Source organism: Acinetobacter sp. 766875 (genome assembly GCF_000582055.1).
GTDB classification, from domain to species: domain Bacteria; phylum Pseudomonadota; class Gammaproteobacteria; order Pseudomonadales; family Moraxellaceae; genus Acinetobacter; species Acinetobacter nosocomialis.
On sequence record NZ_JEXX01000006.1, the window covers coordinates 131,013 to 143,071 of the forward strand.

A 12,059-nucleotide genomic window follows, 5' to 3' on the forward strand; every position below is an offset into this window, starting at 1 on the left:
AATTCCTTAATAATTACAATAGAAAAGTAACTAGCTAGCTAATATTAATATATTAAAAAAATAATTTTAATATTACATTTCTAGGTCTCAAGCTTATAATCATCTGAATACTTATCTAAAGCTTTATTTTATTGGTGGTGATAATTTTCTGGATTTTATAATTTCAAAGCCTTCGGGTAATGGTTTAAACTTATCATTATCTTGTGTCCATCTCTTGGCATGACTTTGAAAAATCCTTAACTCTTTAATGTCTAAATTAGCTACTACTACAAAGTCATTTTCGCCTCCTCTAACTCTTGCTAAATCACGATTATAAGATTTTTTAGCTGGAACTCGAATTCGACTATCTCCATATACTCTATTATTTACTAAAATTGTGTAGGCATGAACATCTAAAGCAGTAGACTCAATTAATGTAGAAAAAGTCTCTAAATCCTGATTCCAGCTAAGAACCGAAAGGGCATCTACTTTACCTTGGAAACTTATTCTTGATTTACTATTTTGTAATTCGGAGCAAACCATTACTCCAAAATGAAAATTATTATGAATATAAACTGGCTTTCTAAGTGGTCTTGAAATACCATTTTTAGATTTAGGTCTTGTTATATCAAAGTCCCATTCTTTACCATATATACTTATTAACTCTTTATCTTCAGCTACAGCTGGTTCTAACTTAGGTTGCCAAATCTTAGAAAAAGTTGAATAGCCCAAACGATTATCAGCTAATATTAATACAGCTTCACTAACAAGCTTATTCTTGCTAGTATGGCGGTATTCAGTTCCTGCTATAATACTAATTCCTATAGAGCAGAGTCTTGATGCAATACTGTCCACCCATTCTAATGGTATAGATAATTCAGGAAATATTACATAATCTGGTTTAGGCTTTAATTTTAAAATGTCATTAACCAAATCAGATATTCGTTGATATCTATCCAAACTCAAATTAGGTTTATTTGCTGCTGAACTAGCCCAATCTCTTTGCGTAGTCTTTAAATTTGTTAAAGCAATAATAACATTATCTTTATTTTTTGTTCCTATTTTTAAGAATCTACGATTTTTTTTAGAATCAAGTTTTCTTCTAATATTATCATTTTGTTTATCATTTTCAATTGCTAGTAAACTTGGTTTAATCCATACACCTCGTACAGCTTGTGTATAATTAGCCCAAATTAATGCCGGTCTAATTTGACAAACCTTTCCTTCATTAGTTAAAAGCCCCATACATTCTGGTGCTAATTCAGATATTTCTAAAGGAGTGTAAGGTCTTGTGGGAAATAAATAAGGCATGTAATCTTCATAAGAATATTTACTCTGCTCGACATGCTTCAATCGTTTCTTATATGAAGATTTAAGGAATTTCTTCAGTGATTCAAAATTAATTAAATCAAATTTTTTAAACTTTATTTTAATTAATTTATTTTTCTCATTTAAAGAGCTTTCAAATAATTGCTTTGACTCCTTAAAACTCAAAATTTCTTTATATGGAATTTTAGCCAAATCAGCTTTAGCAACTAATGGAGCATTATTATAAAAATCAACAATATTAGGATCAAACATTAATAAATCATTAAAAGAGTTTATACTATCAATTAATCTTTCAAAAAATATTTTTTCAATTGCTCTTTGCTTAGTTTCTTTCTCTTTAAACAATTGTTTAGGATCAAAGTATTTTGTCGCTGCATCAATAAATAATATTGTTAGCGAACCCAAAATATATTTCCATATTTCTTCACGAAGCTGACATTGTGTCCCATTAATTTCACCTAATGGTTCAAAAATTCGATCTTTTAAAACATATAGTGCTTGATAGCATTTCAAAACTATTAAATGTGCTTGCTGCCATTCATTAAGACTAATAGCAAAGCCAAGAAGACGAGGTAAATAAGTGAAATGATCAAAAATAACATCTGCTCTTAAAATATGATTATAAGCAAACTGATAAAACTCATCTCTCTGCTCCTTCCATGCCCTTGGAGGTAAATCTCTAGCAAGAGCTTCCACATGCCTTAGTTGTAAAGACCAACTTAACCTTCTTATTGTTAAGCCATCAGCACGACGCAATGTATCTGCATTTTCACCTACACTTCCAGCAGCAGATAAAACCTTTGCAGCTGTTGATTTATCTAGTTGGTCAGGAGATGGCATTAAACGATGTTCACTTGAAAGTTCATAAATATCTTTTTCAATACTATCAAGCAAATCTAAACCCATTTGTCCCTCTAAAATAAATAACTTTTGCTTATTAGATTGCAAACGAATTTGGGTTTTATTATTTTTAAAATATGGTTGATTAATAGACCAGATGCTAGGTTCATCTTTATCTTGAACTAAAAATTGTTCTCCTATGCGCTCCTTTAAAAACTTCATCAGTTTATCACTATTTGTTATATCTCCTGTATCCTTTAAAACCAAGAACATATCATCCACATAGCGACCATAATGTATAGGTGTCAACTTTTCATTAATCAATTTATCCCAGTTATGAAGTATCATATTTGATATAATTCTACTAGCAGTTAGTCCTATTGCTAGTCCACCTTTTATATTTTCAGACTGAACTGAAATTCTTTTTGAAAAGTTTATAGCTTCTTTCGCCCATTTTTCTAAAAAATTGGCTAATTCTTTATTAAATAGAAGTTCTTCTTTATCAAGCTCAATACCAAAGGACTCATATAGTTTTTTAGATGAGAGAATTTTCGGATCAATATAATGATAATAGCTTTTCAAATCTAAAGAGACGGCTATCACGCTTTTGTCTTTTTCGAGTTCACATCTAATAGCATTTAAACCATCATTACGCCATTTTTGATAAGGTTTAAAATAAGGTAAAAAAGAGCCTATTGCACTGATATGAAAAGGTTTATAATTTTCAAGAGGTGAATCATTTTCAATACGTTTAAGTCTTGCACCATAGCAAGATTCTGATAGTTTTTCATCGAACTTCTCGCCAATCATATTTATCCATAAAGCAGAAATAATATGAATTTCTACAGGGAAGTCTCCAATTATTCGAAAAGAAGGTTCTAATTTATTTTCAGAAAATAAATTATCTAATATTTTTTTTGGATTCGAAAAATGTACATGTCCTATAGAAGAATTATTTTTCTTTTCAATTTTTAATTTTTTTGGAACGACTCGATAATCACCTAGAAACTTTTTATTTGACTTAAATCCTTTATCTTGCTTAAGTTGTGTAAGTAAAAAATTTAAATTTTCTAATAAGTTTTGCTCATATTTCGCAAATTTTACAGCTGTAGGAAATGTATTCTCAAAAAAACAATCTGCTTTAGCTTTTCTATAAGCCACCAATAAATCTTCAATTTTAAGATTTTCCCACCCTGTAAAACTTGCTTTATATGTCATGTCTTTCCCCACAAATTATATTTTTATTATTATTCAATATGACAATAACGATCTCAAGTTAATTATTAATCTAAACTTTAATACCTTATTCTTTTACCCCTTCAAAAATTTTAGATAATTTATTAATTTCAGGAACTGTCTTTAGATCTAAATTACTCAATCATTAATAATAAACTTTAAATTGTAAAATATATAAGGCAATAAAATTCTCACAACTTCATATTTATAAGTACAATCTATCTCTTATGTACTCCCCCTCCCCCAAAACCTCTCCACCACCACATCTCGCTCATCCAAACTGTTAGAGCTTAAAACCTGTAGCAGCAAACCATCGATCAGGTTTACGACCATGTCTGCATCAAATTTAAAAGCACGAGTTTCTCCGCTAAAAATCAGGTCAAAAAGTTCCCGATGTAGCCATTTTCGATATTCAACTGCCATACGGTAGGCCTGCGGATACAGCCGTTTTATTTCAAAAACCGCTTTAAGCAGCAAATGATATAGGCTGTTTAAATTGACGTGTAACACAATAATTTCTTTAAGTTTATCTTTTTGGGTGTAGTAACGGCTTGAGTAAATAATCGAGAGCACTTCTTCTTTGAGTAGGCTTTTTTGAAAGGCGATGCACATTTCGATCAAACGTTCTTTTGAGCCAAAGTATTTATAAAATGTGGTTTTGGTTATTTGGGCCTTTTCAACAATGAGGTCTACGCCCGCATTATGAAATCCATGCGTCGTAAAGAGTTGGATGGCAGTTTGAACAACCTGTAATTTTCTGGAAGATATTTCTAAAGTTGGCATAGTTTTACCGTTATAAATTCTTGTTGTTTCTGCATGAGATAAAAAGCCTGTGCCCTTTCTGGGAGAAAAAAAGGCACAGCAAAGCCGTAAGACGGTGCTTGGCACATCTCAAGTTTTATTGTTGATATAAGTTTTTAGCCGTAATGACTTAAAGTCTGAAAAGCTGTTAAGCCTTCAAACTGTTTAAAGATGAATTAAGTGGTGTCGTTATAGCTTTTGGCGCTCAAGGCCAAGAAATGATGGATGTGCATAGCCAACTCCTGATTTTGGGAGTTCTGCCAAAGCATTCATTTGGAATTATGGTGGCAGAACGAAAGAGGGTTAGCAGACTGGCTTCGAGAACCCAGCACACCCGAAGGTGTCCCCCTTCCGTCCTACCGCTACAAAAAGGGAGACGAGTGGGTCTACATCAAAAAAACGTGTTTTTTCAATGTCCTCAAAGATCGGTCTGCTAAAACCGGCTGGCAATGTGGCCAGCACGCAAAGCATAATCTGAGAGTTGAGATGTGTCAATGTGGCTTTAATGACAAGTGTTTAAATTTCTTATTATTTTTCATTAGATTAACTTAATTATTATTTAAGATATTATATTTAATTATATTTTTAAAATTAAACAGAAGCGATCCGTGCTTATTGATTTCTTAATGAATCTTTTATTATGAAACAGCGAAATGATAAGTAGGATTAGACAATCTCAGTCTGCCCCACTTGGTGATAAGCACGGTTAAAGTAAACCAAACTTTGGTCATGCTGGCTTTGTTTAATCGCCACAATCGGGCATATAAAAATCGTGTGTGTGCCGACTTGTTGAATTTGCTCAATCTCGCAGTCAAAACTTACTAAAGCATCTTCCAACACAGGTGAACCCGTTTCTAACTCAATCCATTCGCCATGTTTAAAGCGTTCTTCTGGTGTGAGCTTAGATGAAAATGCTTTTGAAATATCTTCGTGGTGCGCGCCTAACACATTTACGGTTAAGATTTTGTTATCTAGGAAATGTGCATGTGAACTCGCAGCTTGGTTCATACAGACCAATAATGTCGGCGGTGTGTCAGTCACACTACAAACAGCAGAGGCAGTAAATCCAAAACGGCCAGACATGCCTGCCGTGGTCACAACGCTAACTGCACTTGTGAGTAAAGACATTGCATTTCTAAAGTCTGTTGCTTGAACCATGACATTATTCCTAAATTGAACCGTACCTTTTCCTGTGTGTTTGCTATACCGCCCAACTCCATCAGGAAGGTACTATCGACATGCGATCTGATTAGAGCGACATGTAGTAACTAAAATGAGGGTTACTTGTTTGATTATCAACCACCATCAAAAAAGTAACCCTTTATACCACTTATTGGTAAATATTAAGCAGTAAGATCATAACCCGTCAGTTCTCGGCGAACGATTTCTGCACCTGCACTTAAGGCATTTAGTTTGCCGCGTGCCACTTCACGAGAAAGAGGCGCCATACCGCAGTTTGTGCACGGGTAAAGCTTGTCTGAATCTACAAACTGAAGCGCTTTACGTAGTGTGTTGGCAACTTCTTCCGGTGTTTCAATCTGGTTCGTTGCAACATCAATCGCACCTACCATCACTTTTTTACCACGAATAAGTTCGAGTAAGTCGATTGGCACACGCGAGTTGTGACATTCTAACGAGATGATATCAATGTTAGAAGTTTGAAGTTTCGGGAAAGCTTCTTCGTACTGGCGCCATTCTGAACCGAGTGTCTTTTTCCAGTCAGTATTGGCTTTAATACCGTAACCGTAGCAAATGTGCACCGCAGTTTCACATTTTAAGCCTTCAATTGCACGCTCTAAAGTTGCAATACCCCAGTCATTTACTTCGTCAAAGAATACGTTAAATGCAGGTTCATCAAACTGGATAATATCTACACCAGCAGCTTCTAACTCTTTCGCTTCTTGGTTCAAGATTTTGGCAAATTCCCAAGCAAGCTTTTCACGGCTCTTGTAGTGACCATCATAAAGCGTATCAATCATGGTCATTGGACCAGGTAATGCCCACTTAATAGGTTGATCTGTTTGCTGACGTAAAAACTTCGCATCTTCAACAAACACAGGCTTTTGACGAGATACATCACCTACAACAGACGGTACGCTTGCATCGTAACGGTCACGAATACGAACTGTTTCGCGCTTCTCAAAATCTACACCATTTAAGTGCTCAATAAACGTAGTCACAAAGTGTTGGCGGGTTTGTTCGCCATCGCTGACAATATCAATGCCCGCAAGTTTTTGTTCGTGAAGTGCTAAACGTAACGCGTCTTTTTTACCTTCAATTAAGCCTTCGTTTTCGAGTTTCCACGGCGACCAAAGCTTTTCAGGTTCTGCAAGCCAAGACGGTTTAGGTAAGCTGCCAGCAGTTGAAGTCGGTAATAACTTTTTCATAATAAATGACCTATATGTTGATTAATTAGGAGCGTAATTCGCAGACCACTGCTCAAGAATCGCTTGGTATGGTTTGATAAATTGCTCTTCAACAAACTTCCCCTGCTCAATAGCCAAACGGCTACGTTCTTCACGGTCATACACAATTCGAGTAAGTGAATAATCTTGGTGCTTCAAGCTTGGTTGATAAGACTTTCCAGCCACTGAATTTGCATTGTAAATTTCAGGACGGTAAATCTTTTGGAAGGTTTCCATCGTACTAATGGTACTAATCAACTCAAGGTTGGTGTAATCACTCAACAAATCGCCAGTAAAGTAGAACGCTAACGGCGCAACGCTATGCGGCGGCATGAAATAGCGAACTTTTAAGCCCATTTTTTGGAAATATTCATCGGTTAATGAATAGTCTTCTTGCTTGTATTCAACACCTAAAACAGGATGTTCGTTTTCAGTACGGTGATACACCTTACTTGTTGAAACGCTTAAGCAAATTACAGGCGCCTTTTTAAAGTTGGCTTTATAAGTCTCAGAGTTAATAAAGCTCTTAAACAAGTTGCCGTGCAATTCACCAAACTTTTCTGGCGTGCTAAACGTAGACTTGTTTTTGTTGTGATCTAACAACAGCACACTAAAGTCATAGTCACGTACATAAGACGAGAAGTTGTTGCCCACGATGCCTTCGATGCGTTCATTGGTCTTCTTATCAACAATATTGGTTTTCAATATTTCGATAAGAGGAAGCCCGCTAGTACGGTTTTCGGCATCAATATTCATTTCAACCGAAATGATTTCAAGTTCAACGCCATAGCGGTCGCCCTTAGGGTTGTCCCAATGAGCTAAGGCATTGAAACGATTGTCGATCATCCGTAATGTATTGCGTAAATTTTCTTCGCGGCTCATCCCTCTCGCCAAGTTAGCAAAGTTGGTGGTAATACGCGTATTGTCTGCTGGACGATAGTTCTCATCGAAACAAATACTCTTAATCGTAAATGTAAATTCTTTACTCATTGTGATCAGTACCCTAATTTCTGAGATAAACCTAAAAAATCTTTTTGCTCTTTTTGAACTTTCCAGCCTTGTCAGTTTTGTGCCTTGTGGGGTCTTATCAAAAGTGAATAACTGGAGTGCTTCAGAGCATGGATAGATTTATACCGCAATCAGAACATGAATAAAAATGATTTAATCTCATTCAAAACTGAGTGAAATTCATGTTTAGAGTTTAATAAATAAGTATGAAGTTAAATATTTTTCATCTTAGGGAATTTTAGATAGTAGAAATTCAATATACGGCGCTCGCGTTGTAGCGCCTGAAAGTTTAGAATTTATGATTATTTTCAATTAATTAAACAATTTTTCTTTGAATAAAACTCCTCATCCTAAAGCAATTTATGCTGAATCTCACTCATCTCTGATTTTAGCCATTCTAAAAATAGGTTTTTGCGTGGATCTTCCTCAAAAGCACTATGAGAAAGTAAAAAATAGGCTGAATTATCTTGAACGATTGGTGAAATTTTTTGTATTGCGTTCCACTCAAGCTCTTTTTCAATCATATAAATTGAAATGACCGTCGCGCCGAGTCCCGCCAAACAACCTTCTAAACATAAATAAAAATGTTCGAGTTCAACTTTGGTGTAGCCTTTTAAACTTTGCTTTAGCTCAGCAATGCGACTCATACTTTTGAAAAAATTTGGTCTAGAGGTCGAAATGAGTACGTCGTTGGTTTCCGATGGCTTGGTTGATTGAACTAGAGCGATATATTCATCGGCAATTTTTTCGCTATAAATATGCTCTCCCCAATCAAAGTCATTTCTACGAATCGCGATATCAATATTATCTTTTTCAAAATCAACCACACCGCCTGCTGTGAGTAGCACAACCTCAAAATCATGCCCGAGCTTTTTAAATTTTGATAACCGCGGAATGAGCCATTTCATAGAAAGAGTCGGTTCACAGGACAAAACCAGTTGCTTGTTTTCGGTTTCGGGTTGGCTGAGCTGTATTAAACATTCATCGAGTTGACCAAACACCTGATGGCAACAACTCAATAAAATTTCACCTTGCTCAGTCATCACAAGCGTTTTATTTTTTCGGTCGAATAAAGTCGTATTTAAAGCTTCTTCTAAATTATAAATCTGTTTACTGACTGCACTTTGCGTCACAAATAATTTCTTTGCGGCTAAAGTCACGCTGCCATACTTCGCCACAAAATAGAAAAATTTTAATGAATTCAGCGATATTCTTTCGATCATTCCAAAAACTCATAGTTATGTTGTCGTTTTTATCGATTTTTATTTGTAGGTTTCTGTTCAAAATAAAAATCACCTTTATTAAAACCTATTTTAGATGATGAAAAATATTTTAAATATCTATATCTATCTTCATAAATGTAAAGCCGCAATCTTTCTCACCAAAAGGATAGTAGCTTTAAGTAAAACAGTTCTCCTCTCGAATACATTCCAAAAAGTACAGAATAGATCCCTCGTTTTCACTGAGGGTACAAGATAATGGCAGAGTTTATTGCGGTTATTCTCATTACGATTTTGGCAGTGGTAAGCCCCGGCGCTGACTTCGCGATCGTCACAAAAAATAGTTATCTGTATGGCAGAAAAATAGGGGTTTTCACTTCACTCGGCATATCGCTTGGTGTGTTGGTGCATGTCACCTACACATTAGCTGCCGTTGCCTTTGTGATGGCATATACACCGCAAATTTTGAATACTGTTAAGTATATTGGTGCGCTTTATCTGATTTATATTGGCTATAAAACTTTTACTCAAAAACCTGTTTTAGACACTGCTGCTTTAACTTCTATAGGTACTTTGCAAGCCATAAAATACGGCTTTTTTACCAATGCCCTGAATCCAAAAACCACGCTATTTGTGACTAGTACCTATACGCAAATTGTGAGTTTAACCACGCCTAAAACTATTCTTTTGGCTTATGGCTTTTTTATGTCATTTGCCCATTTTGTATGGTTTTCACTTGTGGCTGTACTGTTCTCATCCATGCTACTAAGACAAAAAATGTTAGCCAAGCAAGTACAGATTAATAGGGTGATTGGTTCAATTTTATGTGTGTTAGGTGTGATTTTGCTTTTTACTAAGTTTCAGTAGAGCCGCTTAATTTTTAAGAAACTCTATAGTGAGTTTATGGTTAATGGACTGAGCGCTTCGTACAGAACTCAGTCCATTTGAGTGAGATAAAAAGCTATGTTTTAACTTTTTGACTCTGATAAATCATTTATGTTCCAACGATTTGCTCTTTTAAAGGTTCCAACATCGTTAAACCGTACTCCCATATCACGCATGACTTTATGGGCAACCGGTGCCGTCATTTGGCGAATGTAGAATGGTTCTTTCACCACAAAATGGTGGATGGCATGCGTTGAACCAAAGTTAAAGCAAAACAGTTGGAACGGCATCATCCACCAAGGTTTTAACACCTGAGTTTGCTGAATGACATTACCCAATTCGACATCGCCGTAGTAATGCATATTGCTAGTCACAAAGTGCAAGCAGAAGGTACGCAGTACATTCGGTGCAACCCAAACAACAGTCAAAATATTAACCACATGCATAATATTTAAAGTGGTAGCTGACCAAGCAATCGGTGCATTCGCCCAACTTAAAACAGCATCTACTGCATGAAAACCTAAAAAGATATACCACAGCGACCAATGAATAATTCCTAACGGAAAATAAGCCATAAATGCACGTTTAAAAATTACTTTTCTCACCGTCCAATTGCTTGCAGAAATAATACGGAACAAGACAGCCAAGCCGTTATCACCAATCGCGATGAGACGACGTATGCTCCACTGTTCTCCGTTGGTTAAAGCTCTTTCTTCTAAATCAACTTCGGTGCCTGAGTTTTTATGATGGTTAAAATGCAGCTCACGACGTTTCCACGGGTTAATGGTACTTGGTCGAGCTAACCAGACTAAACCCATCATTAAATGATGTGCCCATGGTTTCTTTCTAAAATACATCCAGTGAATCAGATCATGCTCTAACTCATGCGTGAGCGATGCAAAAAAAGCAATAATCGGAATTGCAAACCAAGCTGAAAGTTGATGATTTATATAGAGCACGGCAGTCGCTATCATGCCGACCAAAGATATAAATAGAATCATCGCCCCAATGGCATTTTGATGATTCAAAATAGGATGGCGTTTGCGTAAAGCCACGCCTTCTGCTGTTACTACTTTTTTAATATGTTCGGTTTTTTCGCTATCGGTCATTCCGGCAGGATTTTTATAAATATAGGTCATCCGTTATTCCTCAGTTTTCCATGCCCCTACTTTATTTAGATCACCCTAAGTGTGCTTAGCTCGAAACGCCAATCTATTGGCTATGGATGCCAAAATAAAAAGATTCAGAATAAACAAAAGATTTTTTAGTTTTGAATCTTTTATACTGTTCAGAGGAATATGAATCACAAGTTATAGGACATAACATGCCACAGACAGCAACGGCACTGGCTAGCTGGGTGAAAGCGATTCAAAAAGCGCTCGAAAAAGCCGGTGTTGATAGTCAACCTTTATTAGAACAAGCAGGTTTAGATATTCAGGCTCTGAGTAATCCTGATGCACGATATTCATTAAAACAAACAGCAAATTTATGGAAATTAGCAGTTCAGAAAACTCAAGATTCATGTTTTGGCCTTAAAGTTGCCAGCCAAGTCAATCAAAATACTTTTCATGTGTTAGGGCATTCACTGATTACCAGCACCACCCTAAAAGAGATGTTTCTAAGAATTATTCGTTATTTTCGTGTGGTTACGGATATTCCAGAGCTAGAGTTTTATGGGCAAGGAAATAATCATTATTTCGTGATTCATGTTCCCGACGAAGTTCAGCCCGAGTCAATAGATGCATTTATTTCCGTTTTTATTCGCTCAAGTCGTGCCTTACAAGGCTCTGTTTTTTCACCCTTACGCATTGAACTTAGACGCTCAGAGCCAGAAGATCTAGAAACTTTTCAGAGTATTTTAAAAGCCCCGATTGTGTTTAATGCACCTAAAGACATGATTGTGTTTGACACGGCAACCATAGAACAACCACTAGAAGGTGCAAATCCGACTCTCACCCAAGAATATGATGAAATTATTAATCGTTATCTGGCACGGCTCGATAAAGAAAATATATTGGCACGAGTGAAAGTAAAATTAATTGAAAAATTATCTACAGGTGATTTTCAACAACAAGATGTTGCGAAAAGTCTGGGCTTAAGCATACGGAGTCTGCAACGCAAACTTTCTACCGAAAACACCTCTTATAGTGAGTTACTTGATCAGACTCGGCATGAGCTCGCCTTATCGTATATTAAAAACTCAAGCCATAATATTACTGAGATTGCTTATATTCTTGGCTTTACCGATGTAAGTAGTTTTACCCGCGCGTTTCGCCGCTGGACCGATTTATCACCAATCCATTATCGAGAAAAATATCTGGCTTGCTCTTAACTTTTAAAAACTTAGAAAAAAAAG

9 protein-coding genes are annotated in these 12,059 nt (G+C 36.0%); 2 read left to right on the plus strand and 7 right to left on the minus strand.

The annotated features are described in order from the left end of the window. Window positions 1–123: 123 nt before the first annotated feature. The 6 genes from J576_RS07895 to J576_RS07920 all read right to left on the minus strand — a co-directional run bounded on the left by J576_RS07895 (window position 124) and on the right by J576_RS07920 (window position 8,821). Window positions 124–3,366, minus strand: a complete 3,243-nt coding sequence (locus J576_RS07895; protein WP_002050278.1) for an RNA-directed DNA polymerase — start codon at window positions 3,364–3,366, stop codon at window positions 124–126. Window positions 3,367–3,609: 243 nt separating this feature from the next. Beyond that, window positions 3,610–4,167, minus strand: coding sequence for a TetR/AcrR family transcriptional regulator (locus J576_RS07900; protein WP_025467846.1), 558 nt, complete (start codon window positions 4,165–4,167; stop codon window positions 3,610–3,612). A gap of 684 nt (window positions 4,168–4,851) precedes the next feature. Further along, window positions 4,852–5,343, minus strand: coding sequence for a flavin reductase (locus J576_RS07905; protein WP_002050354.1), 492 nt, complete (start codon window positions 5,341–5,343; stop codon window positions 4,852–4,854). Window positions 5,344–5,528: 185 nt separating this feature from the next. Next, window positions 5,529–6,572: a methionine synthase gene (locus J576_RS07910; protein ID WP_002050294.1), complete on the minus strand. Its 1,044-nt coding sequence runs from the start codon at window positions 6,570–6,572 to the stop codon at window positions 5,529–5,531. A gap of 21 nt (window positions 6,573–6,593) precedes the next feature. Further along, a complete protein-coding gene (locus J576_RS07915; RefSeq protein ID WP_000031355.1) occupies window positions 6,594–7,580 on the minus strand; it encodes a DUF1852 domain-containing protein in 987 nt (328 codons plus the stop codon). Between the two features lie 368 nt (window positions 7,581–7,948). Then, window positions 7,949–8,821 carry a LysR family transcriptional regulator gene (locus J576_RS07920; RefSeq protein ID WP_002050426.1) on the minus strand — a complete coding sequence of 291 codons (873 nt, stop codon included), beginning with the start codon at window positions 8,819–8,821 and terminating at the stop codon, window positions 7,949–7,951. A gap of 255 nt (window positions 8,822–9,076) precedes the next feature. Between J576_RS07920 and J576_RS07925 the strand changes: the two genes are divergently transcribed. Beyond that, window positions 9,077–9,685 (plus strand): LysE family translocator, encoded by a 609-nt coding sequence (locus tag J576_RS07925; protein ID WP_002050436.1) that lies wholly within the window; start codon window positions 9,077–9,079, stop codon window positions 9,683–9,685. 101 nt (window positions 9,686–9,786) lie between these two features. Here J576_RS07925 and J576_RS07930 read toward each other — a convergent pair whose 3' ends face one another. After that, entirely contained in the window at window positions 9,787–10,812 is a 1,026-nt protein-coding gene (locus J576_RS07930; RefSeq protein ID WP_081400949.1) for a fatty acid desaturase, read from the minus strand. A gap of 215 nt (window positions 10,813–11,027) precedes the next feature. Here J576_RS07930 and J576_RS07935 point away from each other — a divergent pair, with 215 nt between their 5' ends. Further along, a complete protein-coding gene (locus tag J576_RS07935; RefSeq protein ID WP_002050289.1) occupies window positions 11,028–12,035 on the plus strand; it encodes an AraC family transcriptional regulator in 1,008 nt (335 codons plus the stop codon). Window positions 12,036–12,059 lie beyond the last annotated feature (24 nt).